Source organism: Paraburkholderia fungorum (assembly GCF_902833645.1).
GTDB classification, from domain to species: Bacteria; Pseudomonadota; Gammaproteobacteria; order Burkholderiales; family Burkholderiaceae; genus Paraburkholderia; species Paraburkholderia fungorum.
On the sequence record NZ_CADFGE010000002.1, the window covers coordinates 267684 to 291809 of the forward strand.

Sequence of the window (24126 nt, forward strand, 5' to 3'; positions counted from 1 at the left end):
CACGCTGCCCTGCTGCCGATGAACAAAGAAACCGACCTGAAGAAGGCCAAACGCACCCCCTTGCTGTTGCTGGCGGCCGCCACCTGCATTTTTGTCGTAACCGCTTTCATGCCACGTGGCCTCTGGGTGGACGGCATCAAGGCCGTGGCGGAAGCCGCCATGGTCGGCGCGCTCGCCGACTGGTTCGCGGTGGCCGCGCTGTTTCGCCGTGTGCCGATCCCGCTCGTCTCCGCGCACACCGCGATCATTCCAAGGAACAAGTACAAGATCGCCGACAACCTCGCGGTGTTCGTGCAGGACAAGTTTCTGGACGTGCCCTCGCTGGTCGGGCTGATCCAGAAGCACGACCCGGCGCAAAGCATCACCGGCTGGCTGACGAAGCCGGCCAACACCGCGCGCCTGGGCGACTACGTGGTCAGGCTGACGGGCGGCATTCTCGAGCTGACCGACGACGTGCGCATCCAGGTCTTCATCAAGGACGCCTTGCGCGACGTGCTGGCCAAAGTCGATCTGTCGCAATCCATGGGTGCGATTCTCGACACGCTCACCAAAGACGGCCGCCACCAGGAACTGCTCGATGCCGGCATCGAACAGGTCGTGGCGCTGCTGAGCGAGCCGCAGGCGCGCGAGTTTATCGCGGAACGCATCGTCGAGTGGGTGAAGAACGAGTATCCGAAGATGGAGATGATCCTGCCGTCCGCATGGCTAGGCGAGAAAGGCGCCGAAACGATCGCCAATGTCGTGAACCGGATGCTCGAGCAGATCAGCGAGAACCCCACCCATCAGTTGCGCCAGAAGTTCGACGAAGCCGCGCAGAAGCTGATCGTCAAACTCAAGAGCGATCCCGCCTTCCTGCAAAAAGGCGAGGAACTGAAGCGCTATCTGGTGGAAGGCGAAGCGCTGAGCACGTATGTGAAGGACATGTGGGGCGAATTGCGCGCATGGCTCAAGCGCGACCTGCAAAGCAGCGATTCGGCCCTGCATGCCCGGGTGATGGCCATGGGCCAATGGGTGGGCCGGGAATTGGCGCACGACCCCGCGCTGCGCCAGTCGCTCAACGACCACATGGAAGAAGTGGCGCGCGGCATGGCGCCGGACTTCGCCCAATTCCTCACGCGCCACATCAGCGATACCGTGAAGAACTGGGACTCACGCGAAATGTCACGGCAAGTCGAGTTGAATATCGGCAAGGATTTGCAGTACATCCGCATCAACGGGACGATCGTGGGCGGCTTCATCGGTTTGCTGCTGTATGCGAGTTCGCGCCTGTTCGAACTGTTGCGGCTGCACCTGGGCTAGGCGGAAACGGCGCTGCCCGTCAAAACGCCTACAATCCAGGCATATGAATTGCTCGGGCGCTTTATCCATCCGCCGCCTTGCCATTCGCGCGTGCCTCCAGACCAAGCGGCAGCGCCACCCTATCGAGAAGTGTGCTTATGAAAATATCGTTACCGCCGCATGGGCGGCCGAACCGCGTATACCCGCCGGGCACGCCCAGCCTGCATGGCCTCGCCTCGGTCATCACCGGCGTGGTGGTGGTGTGTGCGCTGTACTTCGGCCGCGCGGTGCTGATCCCGATCACTCTCTCCGTGCTGCTCAGCTTTCTGCTCGCCCCGCTGGTGCAGGCGTTGCGGCGCCTGCACATGGGTCAGTTGCCGTCGATCTTTATCGCCGTGCTGTTCGCCCTTGCCGCGTTGCTGGCTATAGGGGGGCTGATCGGCGCGCAACTGGTGCAACTGGCGGGCGATCTGCCGCAGTACCAGGAGGCGATCGAGCAAAAGATCGAGACGGTGCAGGAAAAAACCGTCGGCCGGGCCGATTCGCTGATGAGCCGCGCCGCCGCCGCGCTGCAGCGCGTCGCGCCGACCAAGCCGGCCCCGCCGCGCCTGACCGGGCGCGCGGCGCGCAACGCCCCCCCAGTACCGACGCCTGTGGAAGTGCACGAACCCTCGCCCACGCCGCTGCAACTCGCACAACGGGCGCTGTCGCCGGCGATCGCACCGATCGAGACGACCTTCATCGTGCTGGTGGTGACGATCTTCATCCTGTTGCAACGCGAAGATCTGCGCGACCGCCTGATCAGTTTGTTCGGCTCGCGCGACCTGCACCGCACGACCACCGCCATCGACGACGCCGCCGGGCGTCTGAGCCGCTATTTCGTCGCGCAACTGGGCGTGAACCTCAGCGCGGGGGGCATCATTGCGATTGGCCTCGCGATCATCGGCGTGCCGGGGGCGCTGCTGTTCGGCGTGATTGCCGCGTTGCTGCGTTTCGTCCCGTATATCGGCATCTGGATCGCCGCGATTCTTGCCGTTTTTCTCGCCGCCGCCATCCAGCCCCAATGGACCATGGCGGTCTACACGCTGATCCTCTTCATCGTCGTCGATGTAGCGGCCGGTCAGATCGCCGAGCCGCTGCTGTATGGCCATCGCTCGGGCCTGTCGCCGCTGGCGGTAGTGGTGGCGGCGATTTTCTGGAGCTGGCTGTGGGGGCCGATCGGCCTCGTGCTGTCCACGCCGCTCACGCTGTGCGTCGTCACGCTGGGGCGCTACGCCGACCGCCTGAACTTCCTCACGGTGCTGCTGGGCGACCAGCCCGCGCTAACGCCCGCGCAGAACTTCTATCAGCGGCTTCTGGCAGACGATACCCATGAAGCCATCGTGCAAGCCGAGCGCCTGCTGCGCGAGATGTCGCTGATCGACTACTACGACAACGTCGCGCTGGAAGGCCTCAAGCTCGCGCGCAACGATGCGATGCGCGGGGTATTGATGCCCGAGCAACTGGCGCGCATCAACGATGCGCTGGTCGATATCGTCGAGAACCTGGAAGTCGCCGACGGACTGCCGGATCGTCTGTCGCGCACGGAACCGGCCGGCTCGGCGGGTGTGACGCTGGCTTCGGCGTCAGCGGACCTTTCGGACCGGCACGACAGCCACAATCCGGCCCATACGCCGCCGCGCCACGAAAGAGAAAAGACCTCGGTGCTGTGCGTGCCTGGACGTGGCGCATTCGACGAGGTCACCGTGGCGATCGCCGTGCAATTGCTCGGCCGCCACGGGTTTGCGCCGATCATGGCCACGCACTCGGGTTATCGCAGCGCACATGCCGACGAGCCGAGTTTCAGGGACGCGCCGATCATCTGCATCATCTCGCTCGACGCGCCCGATTCGCCGCCGTATCTGCGCAATATGCTGCGGCGTACGCGGGAATGGCGGCCGAAGGCAACCCTGGTGGTTGGCGTCGGCGGAGCGCCCGAGGGCAGTCCGGAAACCGGTGCAACCAGCGCTTCGCATGCGGCGCCGACCTTCCGCGCGATGATCGAGGAATGCCAGGCGACGACGAGCGCGTACCACCTGCGCCAGCCCTTGCATGCGACAGGCGCGGATTGAGGTAGTCCTCGCAACGCCGGCATGGATCGAATGAAAGAGGCCGTGAGGTGCCGACGCACCTCGCGGCCTTTCTGTTTGCGCGGCTTCGATGCACCGAAACGCGAATACACCCATGCACCGGCGCAATGTACCCAAAATGAGGACAGCCACGGGCCACCCCTCCTGCATACTTCATCGATCGATTCGCACCGTCTTTAGAGCGCGTACAGCGCCGTGGCGGGCAATCCCCGGCATCGAAGATCCAGGAGACATGCATGAGCCGCAGCTTCAAACCCTATCCCTTCACGCCTCGTCACTACGCGGGCGCGGTGCCGCCGCTGGTCGACGGACGCGACCCCGTGCGGCGCGCGGTGGCGATCGTCGGCGGCGGTCCCGTCGGCATGACGCTGGCGCTCGCGCTGGCTCGCTTGGGCGTGCGCTCCGTGCTGATCGAAGCCGACGACGGCGTTTGCACCGGCAGTCGAGCGATCTGCATTTCGCGACGCAGTCTGGAGATTTTCAAACGCCTTGGCGTCGTGCAAGGCTTCCTGCAAAAAGGCCTGCCGTGGACCGGCGGCCGCAGCTTCTACCGCGACGCTGAAGTATTCCGCTTCACCATGCATCAGGACGACGAGCAGTCGCTGCCGCCGATGATCAACATCGCGCAATACCAGATCGAACAGTTGCTGCTCGATGAAGTGGAACAGCACGCCGATCTGATCGAGGTCCGCTGGCAAACGCGCGTGACCGGCATCGAGCAGCATGCCGGCGACGGCGCCACGGGCGCGACGCTCGCCCTGAGCACCGGCGACACCGCATGGACAATGCGCGCGGATTGGGTTGTTGCATGCGACGGCGGCCGCAGCACGATACGCGAGGCGCTTGGCCTCAAACTCACGGGCACGACCTACGAGGGCCGCTATGTGATTGTCGATATCGAACTGGAGAGTGCGCGCGCCACCGAACGCCTCGCCTATTTCGATCCGCCCTCCAATCCCGGCTCGACCGTGCTGGTGCACAAACAGCCTGACAATGTCTGGCGCATCGACTACCAGCTTCGCGACGACGAAGACCCCGAAGCCGCGGTCAGACCTGAAAACGTAATGCCGCGCGTGCAGAGCGTGCTCGATTCGATGGGCGAAACCGGTGCATGGTCGCCAATCTGGATTACCGTCTACAAAGCCAATGCGTTGACCCTCGAACGCTACCGTCACGGCTCGGTGCTGTTCGCTGGCGACGCCGCGCATCTCGTGCCGATCTTCGGCGTGCGCGGCGCGAATTCCGGCATCGACGACGCGGACAATCTTGGCTGGAAACTCGCTTGCGTGGTCAATGGCATCGCGTCGGCACGGCTGCTCGACAGTTACAGCGACGAGCGCGTTTTCGCCGCGCGTGAAAATCTGAGCTACGGGATGAAAAGCACTGAATTCATGGCGCCGCCGTCGTTCGCGTTCGACCTGATGCGCAAGGCCGTGCTGGGACTTGCCGAACATCATCCCGCCGTGCGGCCACTGATCAATCCGCGGCAGACGCATGCCATTGCGTACACCCAGTCCCCGCTCAATCAGGTTGCGGCCGCAGCGTCGGACGCGTTCGCCAAAGGCCCCGCGCCAGGCACGGTGCTGCCGGAGTGCCGCCTGCAACGCCTATGCGACGGCGCACCGGTCGACATCCATCTCACCGACCTGCTTGGGCCATGCTTCACCGCGCTTCGCTTCGGCCCGAACGCGGCACAAGACGAGGCGTGGCAGCAACTGCATCATGCGCTCGGCGAACACAGCATTCCGTTCAAGGCGGTCACGCTGGTCATGGCCGACGCGCCGCGCACCGCCTGCCCGTACGTGGTCGATCCGGCGGGACGCCTGCACGAGATGCTCGACGCGACGCCGGGCACCGTCTATCTGATCAGGCCGGACGGTCATGTGCTCGCCCGCTGGCGCAACGGCAGCGCGGCGAACGTGCAAAGTGCCGTGACGGCCAGTCTGACGAAATGACGCAAGAGGAATTCACACCATGACCGATAGCGAACTCGACGTCGTCTACACGACGCTCTGCACGACACTCACCACCGAAGGCGAAGCGCAAGCGCCTTTGTATCTGGCGCGCCTTGCGCTGCTAGCCATGACGGAGCTCGGCGATATGCAGCGGGCGTTGTCGCTGATCGAAGCGGCGAAGCTGCCGCCGGCCCCGGCCGTGACCGCATAACGCGGCCGGAGTACGGCGCAGCGCTGCCGAAGCAAGCCATCAGACGAAAAAAAACCGCCCCGCGAGTGAACTGCTCACGCGGGGCGGTTTTCTATGACTACGTTCACTGTCGTGGGTACAAGCCCAATGTACTCGCATGCAAGCGCGCGAGCCCGAGTAGCGCGTCCGTATATGGCGTCGGCACATTGGTGAGTTGCCCTAGTTCGCGCACCGCGGCCACCAGCGCGTCGAGCTCGACGGCCTTGCCCGCCTGCACGTCCTGCAGCATCGAGGTTTTCATCGCGCCGAGTTTGAGCGTGACCTCGTGCCGATCCGCCGGCGCCTGCTCGATCGGAATACCAAAGCGTGCGCCGATCTCCTTCGCTTCCAGCATGATGCTGGTGACGAAGTTGCGCACCAGTTCGTCGCTGAGAATCCGGTCGGTGGTCGCGCCGGTGATGGCGCTGATCGGATTCATCGTCATATTGCCCCACAACTTGTACCAGACGTCGCGCTGAATCTGCTCCGACAGCGACGCATTGAAGCCCGCGGCGCTCAGCGCGGCGGTGAGCGTTTTGACGCGTTCGCTCGGTTGTCCCGACGCCTCGCCGATAATCAGCCCATTGCCCTGATGGTGACGGATGACGCCCGGTGCTTCGATCAGACAACTGGCGTGCACCACGCAGCCCACCGTTTGCGCGGTGGGAATCGCGGCGGCGATCGCACCGTCAGGGTCGATCGACTTCAGCCGCTTGCCGGCGAAATCGCGGCCGAGTCCGTCGCAGAACCACCATGGCACGCCGTTCATTGCGGTGAGCACGGTGGTCCGCGAGTCCAGCAGCGGCGCGATATGCGCGGCCACCGACGCCATGGCCGGCCCCTTCACCGCCACCACGACGAGATCCTGCACGCCCAGATCCGCCGGCTGTTCGCTCGCCTTCACCGGCACGGTGTGCGTCACGCCACCTTCGATCAGACGCAAGCCGTGCTGCCGCAACGCATCGAGCGTCGCACCGCGCGCCACCACGCTCACGTCGTGGCCGGCCTGCGCGAGCTTCACACCCATCCAGCCGCCGATCGCACCCGCACCGTAGATTGCTACTTTCATCGATTCAATCCTTGCTTTGATTCCTGAGCCTGGCTTTGCGTTAAGCCTTGCGTTATTGCTTGCACTATTCCTTGCGTTATTCCTTATAGCTCGCGTCGATGCGATCCACGCGCCGCACCAGCGCGTCGAACACATCCTGTCCCGCACCGTGGCGCGGATCGAACTGCAACGAATCGCGTGAACAGCGGATCGCCACATCTTCCGGCACCGGCCGCGCGCGACCCATCGAGAATGTGGCCATCTGAATTTCGCACGCGCGGTTGAGCGTCCACAGGATAGCGAAAGTCTGCGGCAATGTGTGGCCCCATGAAAGCAGGCCATGGTTGCGCAGGATCACCGCCTGTTTGTTACCGATATGTTCCAGCAGGCGCGGCCCTTCTTCCGCATGCACCGTAATGCCTTCGAAATCGTGATACGCGATACGGTCGTGCAACTGCGCGCTATAGAAGTTGGTCTGCTCCAAACCGTTTTCGAGGCAGGCCACCGCGACACCCGCCGTGGTGTGCGTGTGCATCACGCAGTGCGCGTCGGCCAGACCTTCGTGAATTGCCGCATGCACGACGAAGCCCGCGGGATTCACCGGATACGGCGAGTTGTCGAGCACGCGTCCCTGAGCGTCGATCTTCACGAGATTGCTCGCCGTCACTTCGCTGTAATGCAGCCCGAACGGATTGATCAGGAAGTGACGCTCGTCACCGCTGACGCTGGCCGGTACGCGCAACGTGATGTGGTTGTAGATCATCTCGGTCCAGCCGAGCAGATCGAAGATGCGATAGCACGCTGCCAGTTGCACGCGCGCCTGCCATTCGTCGGGATGCATCGCCGCGGACTTCGGTGGGCTCGCCGGTTGTACTTCGAGAATCGTCATCAGGGTCTCCATTGTTATCGTTCACCGAGTCGAATGCGCAGCCGTTGCGCGTCGCAGCGCTTAAGCGCCTGCCACCACCGCCGCGATCGACGACGCCACATAGCCCGCGTTGCGCGCATTCAATCCGGCCACGCACATGCGCCCCGAACGCAGCACATACACGGCATATTCGCTGCGCAAACGCTCGACCTGGGCTTCGCTCAGGCCCGTGTAGGTGAACATGCCGCGCTGCGCGACATAACGCGCGCGCATCACTTCATCGACGCGGCCGGCGAGGCCGTCGTGAATCGTGCCGCGCATGGCCAGAATCCGTTCGCGCATAGTAGCGAGTTCCGCTTCCCACGAAGCGCGCAAGGACACGTCCGACAGCACATTGGCAACGAGCCGTGCGCCATGCGTCGGCGGATTGCTGTAATTGGCGCGCACCGCCGACATCAATTGGCCGAGCACGCGAGCCGCCTCGTCCCGGCTCTTGCACACCACGCTCAATGCGCCGCAGCGCTCGCCGTACAGCGAAAAGTTTTTTGAAAACGAATTGGCGGCGATCAACGGCACGCCCGCATCGGCGAGCAGGCGCACGCAGGCGGCGTCCTCCTCGAGGCCCGAACCGAAACCTTGATACGCCATGTCGACGAACGCAATCAGCTTGCGGCGTTGCAATACCGGCACCAGTTCCGCCCATTGCGCGGGGCTCAGGTCGACGCCGGTCGGGTTGTGGCAGCACGCGTGCAGCAGCACGATGCTCTGCTCCGCCAAGCGGCCAATCGTCTCGATCATGTCGGCGAAACGCAGGCCGCCGGTGTGTTCGTCGTAATACGGATAAGTGTTGACCGTGAGGCCCGCGTTTTCGAACACCACGCGATGATTTTCCCAGCTCGGATCGCTGATCCATATCTGCGAGGCCGGGAAATAACGCTTCAGAAAATCCGCGCCGACTTTCAGCGCGCCCGATCCGCCAATGGTCTGCAAGGTCGCGATGCGGCCCGCCGCACGCGCTTCGTGATTCGCGCCGAACACGAGTGCCTGCGCGGCGTCGCGGTACAGCGGCAGACCCGCCATCGGCAGGTAGGAGCGTGGGCCGATCGCGCCGAGCAGCGCGGTTTCGGCGTGCCGCACGGCGTCCATCACCGGCAGCTTGCCGGCGTCGTCGAAATAGATGCCGATGCTCAGGTTGACCTTGTTGGGCCGCGGGTCGAGTTGAAAGTCCTCGTTCAGGCTCAGGATTGGGTCGCCCGGATAGGCGGGAATGTGGTCGAACATGGCAATTCCTTGAGTGGAGCCCCGCGTGGGCAAGACGAAAGTCTAAGCGGGTTCCCTCCTCGCGTCGACCAGCACGAGTGTCGGCCAACGGCTCGCCACATACAATCAATCGTTTTTTCACGATTAGTAAGTTTTTCTTTAGAATCGCCTGATGCCACTTACGCGCGTCACCATCCGTCAGTTCGAAGCCTTCCTCGCCATCGTCGATTTGCACAGCATCGGCGCGGCGGCGGACCGGCTCGGGCTGACCTCGTCGGCGGTCAGCCAGTTGCTGGCCGAACTGGAATCCGAACTGGGTTTTCGCCTGTTCGACCGTACGACGCGGCGCGTCAACCTGTCGAGCGCGGGGCAGGATTTTCTGTCGTCGGCCGAATCGGTGCTGCGCCATGTACGCGCCGCCGCCCAATCCGCCGACGACATCCGCAATCGCGCCGCCGGCATCGTGCGGGTCGGCGCGCCGCTAGTGCTCGCAGCGACCGCGCTGCCGGTAGCCATCGCCGAATATGCGCGCGACAAGCCGAAGGTGGTCGTACGCATTTGCGATACCGTGGTCGAGCAACTGGTGGAACGCGTGGAAAGTGGCGACGTAGACCTCGCAATCGGCCCGGATCGCCAGAGCGGCACGCGGGTGCGTTGCGATCCGGCTTTCGCGAGCCCATGGGTGATGTGGTGCGCGGCAACGCATCCGTTGAGCGCGCGGCGCCGGGTGCAGTGGCAGCATTTGCGCGACGTGCCGATCGTGGCCACCGGCCGCGATCACGAGCGCGCTGTCGAACAGATGCTGGCGAATCTGCCGGTGGAAGCGCGCATCATTCCGGTGGATGTGGTGGACAACGTCACCACCGCGTTCGGCCTCGCTTCACAGGGGCTCGCCGTCACGCTCGCGCCCGCCTATGTCGCGCCGCTCGCGCGAACCTTCGGTCTGGTGATGAAGCGCATTGTCGATCCGGAGACCATCCGCGAGGTATGCGTGTATCGCTCGACCGAACGTGCGCTGTCGCCACCGGCCGACGGCTTCGCGGAATTCATCATGCCGTGGCTGAAGCGCTGGGATCGTGAGACGCAGGCCGACGCACGGGCTAAACGGGGATGATTGTCGAGCCGGGAGCGATTGCAGTCCGGCTGTTTGGCGGTAGCCCGTCAACTGCGGCGCCGCGAGGCGATCGCTGCAACTTCGGCGCGCCGGCTTCGAACCGCTCAGGCTCGTTTAGGGCCGCTCAACGCCACTCAGGCAGCAGAACATAGCGCGAACAATTGGCGCTGGCTGGAAATACCCAGCCGGGCGTAAGCGCGCTTCTGATACGTAATCACGCTAGTGGCCTTGATCCCCATTTGCGCGGCGATCTCGGCCGCATTGGCGCCTTCCAGCGTGCCGCGCAGCACGTCGATCTCGCGCGGCGTCAGTGTCGGGCAGGCCCGTCTCACGCGCGCCAGCATCGCGGCTGCCGTACCTTGCTGATGCTGGCCATTGAGCGCGTAATGGCTTTTCGCCGCATGCGCGAACAGGTGCGCCACGCTCTCCACATGCTCCAGTTCACCCGGTTGAAACATGCCATAGGCGCGGTCGCGATACAGATTGATCGACAGCCAGACGCTTTCCATTGGTTGCAGAAGCAACGATAAGCGGTCGGACACGTTGGGCTGCGCATAGCAGGCGGCGCGGTAGGCTTCGTTTTCGATTTCTTCGCTTTGCTGCTGGTGCAGCACTAACGCCTCCTGCGGCTGCTTCGCTTGCGGACGGCCGATGATGGCGCGATTGCCGTCGAGGGCATAGAAGTGCGTCGCGTAGTGGTCGGCGACATTGCGCAGAAAGCGGCCGCCCCGATGGTCGGCGGCGGAGACGGTACGCGGCCGCGCGTCGAACTCATAGGCAAAAATCGTGCACTGCGAAACGGGCAGCGCGTCGCCGACGGTTTTCAGAATACTTGCAGCAAGCGCGTCCGGGTCGGCATGCGAGATCGACATGACGAGGTCGGTAACACGCGAGGTATTGATGTGCCCGCTGCGGGGCGGTGTGGATACGCGCCAGGAACGCATGATAAAGGCGAGCTTGCCAAGCTTGGGTTTCGGTCCGGCAAGCGTAGCACAACGGGGCGCGAGCCAATGTCGAACGGGACCCGGCGTGGCAGCGGTTTCTGGAAGCGCGGGTGGCAGAACAGCGCAGTCTTCTGCCACGCGCCAGCCCGGTTGATTGACAATGGGCGGGGTTAGCGGGTCCACTGCGCAACGACCGTAGCCCGGCCGTCGCGAAAGACACCGGCTATCGCGCCTTGCAGCAAACCCGCGCGTCCATCAGAAGCGATAGTTGATCGAGATATCGGCTACACCGGTGGCCCTGGTGTGCGTAATTGGACTATTGCCCGCACTGCCGACCAGTTGTTCGAATGCGCCGTCGGCGGTGGCAAACCAGTGCTTGTCGAATAGCCATACCATGCTGACGCCGAACCCTACCGACTTGAAACCCGCGCTCGCGTGATACTGCGAATATTGCGAGTGCGCCGCCTGATTCTGGTTCACACCATACCAGGCATTCATGTAGTTAGAGTCCGCAAGCGTCACGTTCGGCCCGGCGAACCAGAAGAATTTCTTGGAGCTGCCCGGCAACGGCATATAAGCGCCGAGATCGCCGATCCAGCCGTTCGAGCCGCCGAAATAGCGCCGGACATCCGCGCGCAGCACGAGCGGGAAATCCTTCGACACGACATATTCCCCGGAGAGTTTGAGGCCCGGCGCGGGATTGATGTTGCCGAGTCCGTTCAACTCCTGCTGATCGTCATGCGCGCGGCGCCCGAGATCGTAGACGGCTGCAAGACTCGCGCGCCAGTTCTGCCCTTGGGCGAAGTTGACCCCGAGGCCTTCGCCGCTCGAAAAGAAGAACAGGTCCTTGTAACGCACGTCGACGCTTGGACCCGCCATCAGGTGATACCTGTCCGAGCCTTCGTAACGCGGCTGGAACGACGTCGCCGCGCCAACACGCACCTGCCAGTCCGGAATCTCCGGCTGCCACATCTTCTGCAGCGGAATGCCTACGGAATACTGCCATTCGCCCAATGGCGAAGGCGTTTGAGCCTGCGCCGAGCCCGGCAGAACGCCGATACCACCCAGGGTCACGGCGACCAGAGACTTTGCCGCGATACTTGTTCGTTTATTACGAATCTTGCCGATTCGCTTTCTACGGCTGTTCAACACCAGAAGCCTCCGTTCTCGCATTTCGCGAAGGGTTTAGGTTCTCGCCCGGACTCCAGAACTGATCACAAACGTCCGGGCGAATGCCGCATTTACTACGCGCAGCATGTAATTCTTTCAGCAAACGACATGCCTTGTCTGACAAAACGCAGTGGTCGAACCAGATGCCGCCCCGTCAATTGCGCCTTGGTACGAACCGTGACCTGCGGAAGATTTGTCGACGCATGCTGCTGTGCAAAATGCGGGCCTGGTCGCTGGAGGACCGGTTCGGACAGGGACAATGCAAGGACGGACCGACGGATGCTGACAAGCATGCCGTGGCGATGGTGACAGGCAGAATACAGCCACAAAAAAACGTCCGGCGCCGCGTGACACGGCGCCGGAACAGGAAGATTGCCGCCCGCGCGGCGTTTGCGTTGCTACTGCGCCGCTTCGACCAGCACGGGTTTGTCGCGGTAGAGATTCGGGAACAGCCGCTTCAGATTGGCGATCTTCGGCATATCGTTGATGGCGATATAGGCGGAGTTCGGGTGCAAGGTCAGGTAGTTCTGATGGTACGACTCGGCCGGATAAAAGCCCTTGAACGGCTCCGTCTTCGTGACGATCGGCGCCGGGAAAGCATGCGCTTTGTCGAGTTGCGCGATGTAACTTTGCGCGACATGCCGCTGTGTGTCATTGAGCGGGAACACCGCCGAACGATATTGCGTGCCGCTGTCCGGCCCCTGGCGGTCCAACTCGGTCGGATCCTGAATCACCGAGAAGTAGACCTGCAACAACTGCCCATAGCTGACCCTGGTGGGGTCGAACGTGACCTGCACGGATTCCGCGTGGCCCGTGTCGCCGCCGCTGACGATCTCGTACTGCGCCGTGTCGCGCTGACCGCCCGAATAGCCCGCGACCGCCTTCGTGACGCCTCGCACGTGCTGGAACACGCCCTGAACGCCCCAGAAGCAGCCGCCCGCGAATATGGCGGTTTCTTCGTGCGCGCTCGTGGCTGAGACGGGTTCGTCGAGCGCGGGCGGCGCAATGACAACCCCGGCTTCCGACGAAAAGGCCACGCGCTGCGCCAGCAGCAGCGCCAGCGCGCCGAGCCCGAGCGAAAGCGCGATGGCCGCGCCGCGCGAGCGGGCCGGTTTGCCGATGATGCGTTTCTCGATGTTCATGATGTCTGTCCTGATTCGATCAACTGGTACCGCGCGCAGCGGGCGTGAAAGTGAGCGCGAGGCCGTTCATGCAATAGCGCAGGCCGGTCGGTTTGGGACCGTCGTCGAATACATGCCCCAGATGGCCGCCGCAGCGCCGGCACAGTACTTCGTCGCGCGTCATGCCGAACGACTTGTCGGTCCGCGTGATGACCGCGTGATCCAGCGGCTGCCAGAAACTCGGCCAGCCGGTGCCGCTATCGAACTTCGTTTTCGAAGAGAACAGCGGCAGCGCGCAGCCGGCGCACGCAAACGTGCCGACGCGGTGCTCGTCGTTTAGCGGGCTGCTGAACGGCCGCTCCGTACCCGCCTCGCGCAGCACGCGGTACTGCGCGTCTGTCAGGAGCTTGTGCCATTCGGCGTCGCTGTGCGCGACCTCGTAAGCCGCCGCGGCGCCCAACTCCGCCGCGCGTGCGGTGCGCCACGCGGCGGTGCTGCCCGCGAGCGACACCGCGCCGATTAACCTGAAGAAACTTCGTCTGCTGCAAGCCATGATGATCGTCCCGGAAAGTCCGTACCGTTCACCCGTTCAGGCGCTGAACGCGCCGCCCGCGAGTGGTCCCGACACTTAGTCGGCCAGCCACGGTGTTTATGACAGCATGCGCCTCTTTTTGCGTGATGGCGGTGGTTACAGCGGAAATTTCGTGGTCGACAGAATCTCCTTGAGCACCATAAAGGAGCGGATTTGCCGGACGCCCGGCAGATAGAGCAACTGCTCCGCGTGAAGACGATTGAAGCTCTCGCTGTCGCGCGTGCGGATCGTCATGAAATAGTCGAATTCACCGGTCACGACGTGACATTCCATGCAGCCCGCCACCTTCTGCGCGGCTTTTTCGAACTCGGCGAACGACTCCGGCGTGGACCGATCCAGCACCACGCCGATGATCACCAGCATGCCCGCCCCGGCCGCCTTCGGGTCGATCAACGCGACGACGCCGCGAATCAGCCCCGACTCCTTTAGCCGCTCGACGCGCCGCAGACAGGCCGGCGCACTCAGTTTGACTTTGGCCGCCAGCGCCACGTTCGAAATCGACGCGTCGGTTTGCAATTGACGCAGGATCGCCCGGTCGATGCGATCGAGCGCGTGGAGCGAGTCGGCTCGCGCGGTTGCGCTTGGGGCGGCGGGCACCTCGGCGGCAACGGATCTGCTACGAACTTTTATTGTGCTCATTGTTTCCTGACCGGTTTTTTATTAGGTCATCTTCGATTGAATATTTTAAAAAGTATGCTGGAGAGAATTTATTTGCAAGCTCATTTCGAGCGCTTTTCCCTACCATCTGGATAGCGCGGCGGCTTGCTGCTCGCGCCGAACCTATCATTTCGGAGCTGCCATGAACCTGCAACGATTCGCACGTTACCCCCTGACTTTCGGGCCCACGCCGATCCAGCCGCTGAAGCGTTTGAGTGACCACCTGGGCGGCAAGGTGCATTTGTATGCGAAGCGTGAGGACTGCAATAGTGGTTTTGCGTTTGGCGGCAACAAGACGCGCAAGCTTGAGTATCTGATTCCTGAGGCGTTGGCGCAGGGGTGTGACACGCTGGTATCGATTGGCGGCATCCAGTCGAACCAGACCCGTCAGGTAGCGGCGGTTGCCGCGCATCTGGGGATGAAGTGCGTGCTGGTGCAGGAGAACTGGGTCAACTATTCGGACGCCGTATACGACCGGGTCGGCAACATCCAGATGTCGCGCATTCTGGGCGCTGACGTCCGGCTGGTTTCCGACGGTTTCGACATTGGTTTCCGCAAGAGTTGGGAGGACGCCCTGGCGAGCGTGCGTGCTGCGGGCGGCAAGCCATACGCGATCCCGGCTGGCTGTTCGGACCACCCGCTGGGCGGCCTGGGGTTTGTCGGTTTTGCTGAAGAGGTACGCCGGCAGGAGGTCGAACTCGGTTTCAAGTTTGACTATATCGTGGTGTGTTCCGTGACGGGCAGCACTCAGGCGGGGATGGTGGTGGGTTTCGCTGCCGACGGCCGTGCCGAGCGGGTGATTGGCATTGATGCATCTGCGAAACCTGCGCAGACGCGGGAGCAGATCATCCGAATCGCGAAGCAGACTGCGGAAAAAGTGGCGCTTGAGCGCGACATTACGAGCAAGGACGTGGTATTGGACGAGCGCTACGGCGGCCCGGAGTATGGCTTACCGAACGACGGCACGTTAGAGGCGATCCGCCTGTGCGCGAGACTCGAGGGCGTTCTGACTGATCCGGTGTACGAAGGAAAATCGATGCACGGCATGATTGACATGGTTCGCAACGGCGAATTCCCGGAGGGCTCACGCGTGTTGTACGCGCACCTGGGTGGCGTCCCCGCACTGAACGGCTACAGCTTCCTGTTCCGAAACGGGTAAAGAGAAAAACGGACGACGGGTCATAGAAATACGCATCGGCGCGCGCAGCGCCGCCGGAGGTATGACTGCCTTGTCACTAAGGCGGAATGCGCGAGAACACAGATTCCAGATGCACCACTACCGTGGCTGTGCGGGGGACCCGCTTATGAGCTGGCGGTGTAAAGCCGCTTTCTTTTGCCTACTTTTCTTTGCGGCCGGCAAAGAAAAGTAGGTGCCGCCCCGCACAGGGGCAACGCTAATAGACCACTAACAAAACAAGGAAAGGCCAAAAGACCAAAAAAACCAGCTCACCCTCTCAACCCCTCCCTCAAAAACGCCACAAAAGCCCGAATACTGACCGAACTCTGCCGATGCTGCGGATACACCGCATAAACAGTAGCCGCCGAAGGCAAAAACTCATCAAGCACACTCACCAGCAGCCCACTCTCAACGGCCTGAGAAACAATAAAATCAGGAAGCCGAACAATCCCAAGCCCGGCGATCGCAGCATCGCGAATCAACTCTCCATTATTGGCCCGCAGCGGCCCATGCACCTCAAACCCTTTCGAAACCCCATCCACAACAAAATCCCAACTCACAACCCCACCGTGCCCATACAACAGGCATGAATGCCGCGCCAGATCGGCAGGCCCAACCGGCGCCCCACGCCGCCGCACATACCCCGGACTACAACACACCACCATCCTCACATCGACAAGCTTCTGCGCGATCAGCGTCGAATCCGGCAACGTGCCGATCCGGATCGCCATATCGAACCCCTCACCCACCACGTCGACGGTGCGATCGCTCAACTCCATATCGAAGCGCACCTCCGCATGCTCACGTAGGAAACTCGCCACCAACGGCGACAGATGCGTCATCCCGAACGACATCGGCGCACTGACCCGCAGCAACCCACGCGGCCCCGCGCGCCCCGCCGACATGGCCTGTTCCGCATCTTCCACCTCGCCGAGGATGCGCCGCGCGCGCTCATAAAACTCCTGCCCGAGTTCGGTCACGGCCAGCTTGCGCGTATTGCGGATCAGCAACTGCACGCCAAGCCGTTCCTCCAGCGCCATCACGCGCCGGCTGACGAACTGCTTGGACAGCGCCAGCCGCTTTGCCGCCGCGGTGAAGTTATGAGCGTCGACCGTGGCGACGAAGATCCGCATGTCATCGAGTTGCATCGTATTGTCCACCTCATCGAGACACTGTTTCCTATTTACACCCGATTATAACCATCCTGATTGACCTAAACTGTCGTTCATGGATCGCGGCCAAACATCTGGCCGGATCGTCCACCAGAACCAGGAGAAACACGATGCTCGATATCAGACACGCCAATCAACGCGGCCGCGCGGAACACGGCTGGCTCAGCTCGCGTCATACGTTTTCTTTCGCGAACTATCACGATCCGAAACAGAACGGCTTTTCCGACCTGCTCGTGATCAACGACGACCGCGTTGCACCGGCTCAGGGTTTCGGCAAGCACCCGCACCGCGACATGGAGATTTTTTCGTACGTGCTGGAAGGCGCGTTGGAACATAAGGACACGATGGGCACCGGCTCGGTGATCGTGCCCGGCGACATCCAGTTGATGAGCGCGGGAACCGGCGTCGCGCATAGCGAATACAACCATTCGAAGAGCGAGCCGGTGCACTTCATGCAGATCTGGATTGCGCCGGCAAAGCAAGGCACCGCGCCGCGCTACCAGCAACGTCATTTTGGCGCGGACCAGAAGCGCGGCGTGTTGCGTCTCGTGATGTCGCCGGACGGTGCGGACGGTTCGCTGGTGCTGCAACAGGATGCCCGGGTCTACGCCGGTCTTCTGGACGGTGACGAAACTGCACGCCTCGAACTGGCCAGTAATCGCTATGCTTATATTCATGTGGCGCGCGGCAGCGTCACAGTGAACGGCGTCGAGCTTGGCGAAGGCGACGGCGCACGGGTCCGCGACGAACAAGCCTTGACCTTCACAAAAGGTCACGACGCGGAGGTGTTGGTGTTCGATCTGCGCAATATTGAAGTGTCGGAGTTGTGGGCTTAAGCGGTTCAGTGAAACAAGCCGATTAAGCGGCAGGCTTAAGCGTGGCTCGCTGCGCAGTTCGCGGCGAGCCGGCCCCTTTCCTTACCTTTTGAGAAAAATCATGCGCTATACGCTATTTGAAAACCAGAAAGACGCCGTTGTTCTCGTCGCCCGTATCCTGTTGATGGTGTTGTTCGTGATCTTTGGCTGGTCGAAGCTGACCGGCTTTGCCGGCACCGTCGCCTATATGACGTCCACCGGCGCGCCGGTTCCGGAATTGTCGGCGGTCATCGCGGTGGTGATGGAGTTTGTGGTCGGCATCGCGCTGCTGGTGGGCTTCTACACGCGCCCGCTTGCCCTGCTGCTGGCGCTTTATACGCTGGGCACGGCGATCATTGGCCACCACTTCTGGAACATGACGGGCGCCGCCCAGTACGAAAACATGATCAACTTCTACAAGAACATCAGCATCATGGGTGGATTGCTGCTGTTGTGTGTGACCGGAGCCGGCAAGTATTCGATCGACCGCCGTTAGGACCACGGTGCGCTTGTTCCGCAAGCGCAGCAAAAAAGCCGCCCCAATTGCCCGGGCGGCTTTTTATTTGCATCATCAAGCGGTGCGCGCTAGCCGGCAAACTGCGCCAGCACTCGCTCACGAATGGCCGGCCGGATATTCGACTGCGCCATATTGCCTTGATAATGCGCGACCACACGCGGGTTCATCACGCGAAACCACAGTGGCGGCACGTACGCGAGCATGATCATCGTCGCGTAACCGGAGGGCAACTGCGGCGCGCCGTCGAAATGACGCAGTGCCTGATAAGAGCGCGTCGGATTCGCATGATGATCGGCGTGACGCTGCAACTGGTACAGAAACAGATTCGTCACGATGCGATTGCTGTTCCATGAGTGCTGCGGCTGGCAACGCTCATAACGGCCGCTGGCGAGCTGTTTGCGGCCGAGCCCGTAGTGCTCCAGATAATTGACCACTTCGAGCAACGAAGCGCCATACACCGCCTGAATCAGCAGAAACGGAATCACCGTTTTGCCGAACAGCGCAACCATCGCGCCCCACAGCACCGCCGTCATCGCCCACGAATGCAGCACTTCATTGCGCCATGTCCAAGGCGACTTGCCAAGGCGTTCGAGCCGCTGCTTCTCCAGGCGCCACGCCGACGCGATACTGCCGAATACGGTGCGCGGCAGAAAACGCCAGAACGATTCGCCGTAGCGCGCACTCGCCGGATCGGGCGGCGTTGCCACGCGCACATGATGTCCACGATTGTGTTCGACGAAGAAATGACCGTAAGCGACCGGCGCCAGCGTGATCTTGGCGAGCCATCTCTCGAAGCCGTCGGTCTTGTGGCCGAGTTCGTGCGCGGTGTTGATCGACACGCCGGTCGCGGCGCCCAGCGAGAGCGCGAAACCGAGATAGTCGTACCACGTCAGCGCGTGCGTGCCGACGATCCACAGTGAGCCGAAGAACGACACATATTCGATGAAGGTGGCGAGATACACCACGCGGCGATAATAGCGCTCCCGTTCGAACCTGGGGACGACGTCTTCCGGTGGATTGCTCGGATCGTCGCCGATCAGATAGTCGAGCACCGGAATAATGCCGAACACGAAAATCGGCCCGAACCACCAGAAGATATGCCAGCCGGTCTGCAACGCCAGATTGGCGGCGTGCAGCGGCAAGGTGATGGTGAGCGCACCGAGCAGCCACAAATAGCGCTTGCCGTCGACCCACCGGGCGGGGGCTGCTTGCGATATTGCCATTGTCTCCCTCCTTGTTTTATGTCGCCTGGCGGCAGCACGCTGTGCGCTTGCGAACCAGTACGCCTGTCGGCGGGACGCGCCCGACCCCCAGATTTATATGGCCTGAGCGGTGGGATAGCCAAGGAATTGGCCCAGGTGGGAGGCTCCAAACAAAGGGGCGCTCAACGCGGCAGGAAGGATGGGCGTCGAGCGGGTGAATGAAACGGGCGTTTGCCTGTTTGCTGCAGTGCATTTCGGAGCGTCGGCGCCGCCGTCACGCGAAAACGCGTGCGATCGAAGCCGCATTCACGCGAATCCAGACCGACCACAAACAAAAACGGCGGCCCGCAGGCCGCCGTTCTCTACTCACACAACGCTTATCAAACTGCCGCTTCAGCTTCCGCCTCGCTGACCACTTCGTCTGCGTCGCTGTTGCGGATCAGGTGATCGAACGCGGAAAGCGACGCCTTCGCACCCTCGCCTACGGCAATCACGATCTGCTTGAACGGAACCGTGGTCACGTCGCCGGCCGCGAATACGCCCGGCACCGACGTGGCGCCGCGCGCATCGACGACGATCTCGCCGTGCTTCGACAACTCGACCGTGCCCTTCAGCCATTCGGTGTTCGGCACGAGGCCGATCTGCACGAACACGCCTTCGAGCTCGATGCTCTTCGTTTCGCCCGAGCGCAGGTCCTTGTAGACCAGACCGTTGACCTTCTTGCCGTCGCCGGTGATCTCCGTAGTCTGTGCCTGCGTCACGATGGTCACGTTGGCGAGACTGCGCAGCTTGCGTTGCAGCACTTCGTCGGCACGCAGTTGCGCACCGAATTCCAGCAGCGTCACTTCACGCACCAGACCCGCGAGATCGATCGCCGCTTCGACGCCCGAGTTGCCGCCGCCGATCACCGCCACGCGCTTGCCCTTGAACAGCGGACCATCGCAGTGCGGGCAGTACGCCACGCCGTGGTTACGGTACTCGCGCTCGCCCGGCACGTTGATTTCGCGCCAACGCGCGCCGGTTGCCAGAACGATCGTCTTTGCCTTCAGCACCGCGCCATTCGCCAGACGCACCTCGTTGATGCGGCCCGGGATCAGCGCTTCGGCGCGCTGCACGTCCATGATGTCGACTTCGTAGCTCTTCACGTGCTGCTCGAGCGCCATCGCGAACTTCGGTCCTTCCGTTTCCGTGACGGAGACGAAATTCTCGATCGCCAGCGTATCGAGCACCTGGCCGCCGAAGCGCTCGGCCACCACGCCCGTGGCAATGCCCTTACGCGCCGAGTAAATCGCCGCGGCCGCGCCGGCAGGGCCGCCGCCGACGATCAGCGTATCGAACACCGGCTTCTTTTCCAGTTCCTTCGCAGCACGCGCACCGGCATTGGTGTCGAGCTTGGCAAGGATTTCCTTCACACCGCTGCGGCCCTGGCCAAACACTTCGCCGTTCATGAACATGGTCGGTACCGCCATGATCTGGCGCGCTTCGACTTCGTTCTGGAACAGCGCGCCGTCGATCGCCACGTGACGGATGCGCGGGTTGAGCAGCGCCATCACGTTCAGCGCCTGGACGACTTCCGGGCAGTTCTGGCATGACAGCGAAAAATACGTTTCGAATTGATAGTCGCCGTCGAGATTGCGGATCTGTTCGATCACCGCGTCGTCGAGTTTGACCGGATGGCCGCCGACCTGCAACAGCGCGAGGACGAGCGACGTGAATTCATGCCCCATCGGAATACCGGCGAAACGGATGCCCGTTTCCTTACCCGGCTCGCCGATCGAAAACGACGGCTTGCGCTCGCTGTCGCCGCGGCGTTCGATCACGGTGACGCGTTCCGACAACGTCGCGATATCGTTCAGCAACGCCAGCAGCTCTTGCGATTTCGCGCTGTCGTCGAGCGAAGCAACGATCTCGATAGGTCTGCTAACCTTCTCGAGGTAGGATTTCAACTGAGTCTTGAGATTGGCGTCCAGCATGGCTTTCGATTCCGTGACGAGGGGTGTTGGGTCCCGCGCTGTGCGCATCCGGATAGGAGCGCGCAGCCCGGAGACGTACGAACCGCGGTAAGACGCGGTCCGCACGGCGATGCGCCGTGAGGCGCTTACTGCCAGAGGTCTTTAGACCTTAGATCTTGCCGATCAGGTCGAGCGACGGGGTCAGCGTTTCAGCGCCCGGCGTCCACTTGGCGGGGCAAACTTCACCCGGGTGAGCCGCGATGTATTGCGCAGCTTGCACCTTGCGCAGCAGTTCGCCAGCGTCACGGCCAATGCCGTTGTCGTGGATTTCGGCCAGCTTGATCTCGCCTTCCGGGTTGATCACGAACGTGCCGCGCAGTGCCAGACCTTCTTCTTCGATCAGCACGTCGAAGTTGCGCGAAATCGCCAGCGTCGGGTCAGCCAGCATCGGGTACTTGATCTTCTGGATCGTGTCCGACGTGTCGTGCCATGCCTTGTGCGTGAAATGCGTATCGGTCGACACGCTGTAGATTTCGACGCCGAGCTTCTGGAATTCGGCGTAACGGTCGGCCAGGTCGCCCAGTTCGGTCGGGCACACGAAGGTGAAGTCAGCCGGGTAGAAAACGAAAACCGACCACTTGCCCTTCAGGTCTTCTTCAGTGACGGTCTGGAAATCGCCGTTGTGATATGCCTGCGCCTTGAACGGTTTGACTTGACTGTTGATGATCGGCATTTACTGAGTCCTCTTTCTGAGTGGTTGGAAAGTGGAGTCAGTATGTCAGACACTGCTTAATAGGTAAAGTGGTGTGTTTCAATTATTTTGATAGTTTATTACTATTTGAACGGCTGCCGGAGGCTATTGCAGCGCATCAATCTTCCGGTAAATCCTTCATCAGCCGCCAGAGGGTTGTGCGGCCGATGCCCAGCGCCCGGCTTGCTGCGGCGCGGTTGCCGCCGGCCTGTTCGAGCGCGCGTTCGAGGTCCCGACGGCTGGGTGAACGACGGACCGGACTATCGCCGGTGAGCCTGGTATGATCCATCGCGCCGTCCCCGTCTGCGGCCACCTGACGCATCCGCCCGAACTCAGGAAACACCGTTTGCAGGTCCTGCCACTCGTCGCCGGCCGCATTGTTCAGATAAATAGCGGCGCGCGCGAGCAGATTTTCCAGCTCCCGCACATTGCCAGGCCATGCATAGTGCTCGAACAGGGGCGTGAGAAAGCTCAGCACCCGCTCGAGCGCAGCCTCCGATAGCCCGTATTGGCGCGCACTGCGCTCCAGCAGGTGCCGCGCCAGTTGTTCGACATCGTCGCGCCTGTCGCGCAGCGGCGGCAACGCTATCTGAAGCAGATTCAGACGAAAATACAAATCCGCGCGAAACACGCCCTGCGCGACCAGCGCGTGCAGATCGCGATGTGTGGCGGCAATCACCCGCACGTCGACAGGCGTCGCGCGCCCGGCGCCGAGCTTCATCACTTCACGCTCCTGCAACACGCGCAGCAGCCGGCTTTGCAGCGCCGCCGGCATCTCGCCGATTTCGTCGAGAAAAATCGTGCCGGTATGGGCGATTTCGAAAAGGCCCGGCTTGCCGCCGCGGCGCGCGCCGGTAAACGCCCCTTCCTCATGGCCGAACAACTCGCTTTCGATCAGCCCTTCGGGGAGCGCCGCACAGTTGAAGGCAACGAACGGGTTGCCGCGCCGCCGGCTGGCATTGTGGATGCCCTGCGCGACCAGTTCCTTGCCGGTGCCGCTTTCGCCGCTCAACAGCACGGTGGCGTCGTGAGCCGCACCCGCGCGGGCGAGCCGCCGCACCCGTTCAAGCGCCGGCGAGTTGCCGACCAGATCGTCCAGATGGTGCCGTGCGACCAGGTGTTTGGGCCGTTGACTGGTGCGCAGCGAACGGTCGATCCGCTGCGCGACCAGCGCGTCCTGCACCGTCAGCACCGAGCCCGAACGCAGGCCCTGCTCGACGATCGGCATACAGTTGACGATCAGCGCGCGGCCGCCGATCTGCTCGATTCGCTCCTCGACCGGCATGCCATGTTCGAGCGTCCCGCGCAGCAATGGGCCGACAGCGCGTGTCAATTGCGCCGCAACGTCCTGTTCGCGGTCGAGGCCGAGCAGATCCAGCATTGCCGGATTGATGGCTTCGAGCTGGCCGGCATCGTCGAAGGCGGCCACGCCGTCGCGCAAATGGGCGACGATCGTGTTCAGGCGCACCCGCTTCGATTCCTTCTGGCGGCTCACGCGCGCCAGTTCAACGGAGCGCTCGAACGCTTCTTCGACCGCGCCGAGCGAGTACAGAAAAACACTCTCCATGCCGGCTTGCTGGGCGAAATCGCAGGCCATGCCAGGGCCGATGATTACGCTGCAGCCCTCGGCCGCCAGATTCGCGACCGCCAGCCTCACTTCGTCGATCGAGCGATAGGCGCGCTGCTTCAGACCGATGTTCAGCCATCCGCGCAGGTCCGCGAGTTCGTGCGAGATGGTTTCATGCAGGACGAGGCCGATCTGCGCGCCCGGCCAGCTCGTGGTGGCGCGGGTGATCGCGCTCAGCACGTCGAAACCGTTCACCTTGACCATCACCACCGGGACGCTCAGGTTGTCGCGCAGGTAGGCGCCGTTCGATCCGGCGGCCAGTACCACATCGACCGAACCCGCGTCCACGTAGGCCTGCAGGGCCGTAACGGCAGCGCCGTAGCCTTCACGGACCGAAAAGAACCTGGCGCGATCGGCATAACGCGGCGCGACCGTCTCGCAAACCGATTGCAAGCGGCTGATACTGACCAGAGCAACACCTGGCAGGCCCGGTTGAGGACCGGCAAGAGACGACGTGAAAATAGACACTGCAGCGCTCCGTTCACAACTGGAACGTTCCATGAAACGTT

The 24126-nt window shown here is 62.5% G+C and carries 21 protein-coding genes; 8 read left to right on the top strand and 13 right to left on the bottom strand.

Translation table 11 applies throughout. The features are described from left to right. Positions 1 to 18: 18 nt before the first annotated feature. From HWX91_RS07905 to HWX91_RS07920, 4 genes are all read left to right on the top strand, one after another. A complete protein-coding gene (locus HWX91_RS07905) occupies positions 19 to 1299 on the top strand; it encodes a DUF445 domain-containing protein (RefSeq protein WP_042273969.1) in 1281 nt (426 codons plus the stop codon). Positions 1300 to 1436: 137 nt separating this feature from the next. Continuing rightward, complete coding sequence (locus HWX91_RS07910) at positions 1437 to 3389, top strand: AI-2E family transporter (RefSeq protein WP_028194594.1); 1953 nt, start codon at positions 1437 to 1439, stop codon at positions 3387 to 3389. Between the two features lie 254 nt (positions 3390 to 3643). Then, positions 3644 to 5362 (top strand): FAD-dependent oxidoreductase, encoded by a 1719-nt coding sequence (locus HWX91_RS07915; RefSeq protein WP_028194595.1) that lies wholly within the window; start codon positions 3644 to 3646, stop codon positions 5360 to 5362. A 19-nt stretch (positions 5363 to 5381) separates the two neighbouring features. Continuing rightward, the gene (locus HWX91_RS07920) at positions 5382 to 5573 is read left to right on the top strand and encodes a hypothetical protein (protein ID WP_028194596.1); all 192 of its coding nucleotides are present in this window, start codon (positions 5382 to 5384) and stop codon (positions 5571 to 5573) included. 103 nt (positions 5574 to 5676) lie between these two features. Here the strand turns inward: HWX91_RS07920 and HWX91_RS07925 are convergent, their stop codons facing one another. The 3 genes from HWX91_RS07925 to HWX91_RS07935 form a co-directional block, all read right to left on the bottom strand. Then, entirely contained in the window at positions 5677 to 6660 is a 984-nt protein-coding gene (locus HWX91_RS07925; protein WP_028194597.1) for a 2-dehydropantoate 2-reductase, read from the bottom strand. Between the two features lie 76 nt (positions 6661 to 6736). Next, positions 6737 to 7528 (bottom strand): class II aldolase/adducin family protein, encoded by a 792-nt coding sequence (locus HWX91_RS07930; RefSeq protein WP_028194598.1) that lies wholly within the window; start codon positions 7526 to 7528, stop codon positions 6737 to 6739. A 60-nt stretch (positions 7529 to 7588) separates the two neighbouring features. Continuing rightward, positions 7589 to 8788 (bottom strand): amino acid aminotransferase, encoded by a 1200-nt coding sequence (locus tag HWX91_RS07935; protein WP_028194599.1) that lies wholly within the window; start codon positions 8786 to 8788, stop codon positions 7589 to 7591. Positions 8789 to 8939: 151 nt separating this feature from the next. Between HWX91_RS07935 and HWX91_RS07940 the strand changes: the two genes are divergently transcribed. Further along, positions 8940 to 9881 carry a LysR family transcriptional regulator gene (locus tag HWX91_RS07940; protein WP_028194600.1) on the top strand — a complete coding sequence of 314 codons (942 nt, stop codon included), beginning with the start codon at positions 8940 to 8942 and terminating at the stop codon, positions 9879 to 9881. A gap of 134 nt (positions 9882 to 10015) precedes the next feature. Here HWX91_RS07940 and HWX91_RS07945 read toward each other — a convergent pair whose 3' ends face one another. The 5 genes from HWX91_RS07945 to HWX91_RS07965 all read right to left on the bottom strand — a co-directional run bounded on the left by HWX91_RS07945 (position 10016) and on the right by HWX91_RS07965 (position 14347). After that, positions 10016 to 10825: a helix-turn-helix transcriptional regulator gene (locus tag HWX91_RS07945; protein ID WP_028194601.1), complete on the bottom strand. Its 810-nt coding sequence runs from the start codon at positions 10823 to 10825 to the stop codon at positions 10016 to 10018. Between the two features lie 255 nt (positions 10826 to 11080). Beyond that, the gene (locus HWX91_RS07950; protein ID WP_028194602.1) at positions 11081 to 11977 is read right to left on the bottom strand and encodes a MipA/OmpV family protein; all 897 of its coding nucleotides are present in this window, start codon (positions 11975 to 11977) and stop codon (positions 11081 to 11083) included. Between the two features lie 416 nt (positions 11978 to 12393). Beyond that, positions 12394 to 13137 (bottom strand): peptide-methionine (S)-S-oxide reductase MsrA, encoded by a 744-nt coding sequence (gene msrA, locus HWX91_RS07955; RefSeq protein ID WP_028194603.1) that lies wholly within the window; start codon positions 13135 to 13137, stop codon positions 12394 to 12396. 19 nt (positions 13138 to 13156) lie between these two features. Further along, on the bottom strand, positions 13157 to 13669 hold the full coding sequence (gene msrB / locus HWX91_RS07960; protein WP_028194604.1) for a peptide-methionine (R)-S-oxide reductase MsrB: 513 nt from the start codon (positions 13667 to 13669) through the stop codon (positions 13157 to 13159). Positions 13670 to 13804: 135 nt separating this feature from the next. Continuing rightward, positions 13805 to 14347 carry an Lrp/AsnC family transcriptional regulator gene (locus HWX91_RS07965; RefSeq protein WP_028194605.1) on the bottom strand — a complete coding sequence of 181 codons (543 nt, stop codon included), beginning with the start codon at positions 14345 to 14347 and terminating at the stop codon, positions 13805 to 13807. 160 nt (positions 14348 to 14507) lie between these two features. On the opposite strand from HWX91_RS07965, the gene HWX91_RS07970 reads away from it, so the two are divergent. Continuing rightward, complete coding sequence (locus tag HWX91_RS07970; protein WP_028194606.1) at positions 14508 to 15524, top strand: 1-aminocyclopropane-1-carboxylate deaminase; 1017 nt, start codon at positions 14508 to 14510, stop codon at positions 15522 to 15524. A gap of 287 nt (positions 15525 to 15811) precedes the next feature. Here the strand turns inward: HWX91_RS07970 and HWX91_RS07975 are convergent, their stop codons facing one another. Then, the gene (locus HWX91_RS07975; protein ID WP_028194607.1) at positions 15812 to 16690 is read right to left on the bottom strand and encodes a LysR family transcriptional regulator; all 879 of its coding nucleotides are present in this window, start codon (positions 16688 to 16690) and stop codon (positions 15812 to 15814) included. Positions 16691 to 16824: 134 nt separating this feature from the next. Here HWX91_RS07975 and HWX91_RS07980 point away from each other — a divergent pair, with 134 nt between their 5' ends. Together HWX91_RS07980 and HWX91_RS07985 are read left to right on the top strand one after the other, a co-directional pair. Beyond that, positions 16825 to 17550, top strand: coding sequence for a pirin family protein (locus HWX91_RS07980; RefSeq protein ID WP_028194608.1), 726 nt, complete (start codon positions 16825 to 16827; stop codon positions 17548 to 17550). 100 nt (positions 17551 to 17650) lie between these two features. Then, the gene (locus HWX91_RS07985) at positions 17651 to 18064 is read left to right on the top strand and encodes a DoxX family protein (RefSeq protein WP_028194609.1); all 414 of its coding nucleotides are present in this window, start codon (positions 17651 to 17653) and stop codon (positions 18062 to 18064) included. 89 nt (positions 18065 to 18153) lie between these two features. Here HWX91_RS07985 and HWX91_RS07990 read toward each other — a convergent pair whose 3' ends face one another. The 4 genes from HWX91_RS07990 to prpR form a co-directional block, all read right to left on the bottom strand. Then, positions 18154 to 19308, bottom strand: a complete 1155-nt coding sequence (locus HWX91_RS07990; RefSeq protein ID WP_028194610.1) for an alkane 1-monooxygenase — start codon at positions 19306 to 19308, stop codon at positions 18154 to 18156. Between the two features lie 359 nt (positions 19309 to 19667). Then, positions 19668 to 21260: an alkyl hydroperoxide reductase subunit F gene (gene ahpF / locus HWX91_RS07995; protein WP_028194611.1), complete on the bottom strand. Its 1593-nt coding sequence runs from the start codon at positions 21258 to 21260 to the stop codon at positions 19668 to 19670. A 148-nt stretch (positions 21261 to 21408) separates the two neighbouring features. Beyond that, a complete protein-coding gene (gene ahpC, locus HWX91_RS08000; RefSeq protein ID WP_028194612.1) occupies positions 21409 to 21972 on the bottom strand; it encodes an alkyl hydroperoxide reductase subunit C in 564 nt (187 codons plus the stop codon). Between the two features lie 136 nt (positions 21973 to 22108). Beyond that, positions 22109 to 24118: a propionate catabolism operon regulatory protein PrpR gene (gene prpR, locus HWX91_RS08005; protein WP_102857549.1), complete on the bottom strand. Its 2010-nt coding sequence runs from the start codon at positions 24116 to 24118 to the stop codon at positions 22109 to 22111. Positions 24119 to 24126 lie beyond the last annotated feature (8 nt).

Coding starts and splice junctions, on each gene's coding strand:
- ahpC (WP_028194612.1), bottom strand. CDS start 21,972: ATGCCGATCATCAACAGTCAAGTCAAACCGTTCAAGGCGCAGGCATAT.
- HWX91_RS07905 (WP_042273969.1), top strand. CDS start 19: ATGAACAAAGAAACCGACCTGAAGAAGGCCAAACGCACCCCCTTGCTG.
- HWX91_RS07925 (WP_028194597.1), bottom strand. CDS start 6,660: ATGAAAGTAGCAATCTACGGTGCGGGTGCGATCGGCGGCTGGATGGGT.
- msrA (WP_028194603.1), bottom strand. CDS start 13,137: ATGAACATCGAGAAACGCATCATCGGCAAACCGGCCCGCTCGCGCGGC.
- HWX91_RS07940 (WP_028194600.1), top strand. CDS start 8,940: ATGCCACTTACGCGCGTCACCATCCGTCAGTTCGAAGCCTTCCTCGCC.
- HWX91_RS07975 (WP_028194607.1), bottom strand. CDS start 16,690: ATGCAACTCGATGACATGCGGATCTTCGTCGCCACGGTCGACGCTCAT.
- HWX91_RS07945 (WP_028194601.1), bottom strand. CDS start 10,825: ATGCGTTCCTGGCGCGTATCCACACCGCCCCGCAGCGGGCACATCAAT.
- HWX91_RS07920 (WP_028194596.1), top strand. CDS start 5,382: ATGACCGATAGCGAACTCGACGTCGTCTACACGACGCTCTGCACGACA.
- HWX91_RS07930 (WP_028194598.1), bottom strand. CDS start 7,528: ATGACGATTCTCGAAGTACAACCGGCGAGCCCACCGAAGTCCGCGGCG.
- HWX91_RS07990 (WP_028194610.1), bottom strand. CDS start 19,308: ATGGCAATATCGCAAGCAGCCCCCGCCCGGTGGGTCGACGGCAAGCGC.
- HWX91_RS07965 (WP_028194605.1), bottom strand. CDS start 14,347: ATGAGCACAATAAAAGTTCGTAGCAGATCCGTTGCCGCCGAGGTGCCC.
- msrB (WP_028194604.1), bottom strand. CDS start 13,669: ATGGCTTGCAGCAGACGAAGTTTCTTCAGGTTAATCGGCGCGGTGTCG.
- HWX91_RS07980 (WP_028194608.1), top strand. CDS start 16,825: ATGCTCGATATCAGACACGCCAATCAACGCGGCCGCGCGGAACACGGC.
- HWX91_RS07935 (WP_028194599.1), bottom strand. CDS start 8,788: ATGTTCGACCACATTCCCGCCTATCCGGGCGACCCAATCCTGAGCCTG.
- prpR (WP_102857549.1), bottom strand. CDS start 24,118: ATGGAACGTTCCAGTTGTGAACGGAGCGCTGCAGTGTCTATTTTCACG.
- HWX91_RS07910 (WP_028194594.1), top strand. CDS start 1,437: ATGAAAATATCGTTACCGCCGCATGGGCGGCCGAACCGCGTATACCCG.
- HWX91_RS07915 (WP_028194595.1), top strand. CDS start 3,644: ATGAGCCGCAGCTTCAAACCCTATCCCTTCACGCCTCGTCACTACGCG.
- ahpF (WP_028194611.1), bottom strand. CDS start 21,260: ATGCTGGACGCCAATCTCAAGACTCAGTTGAAATCCTACCTCGAGAAG.
- HWX91_RS07985 (WP_028194609.1), top strand. CDS start 17,651: ATGCGCTATACGCTATTTGAAAACCAGAAAGACGCCGTTGTTCTCGTC.
- HWX91_RS07970 (WP_028194606.1), top strand. CDS start 14,508: ATGAACCTGCAACGATTCGCACGTTACCCCCTGACTTTCGGGCCCACG.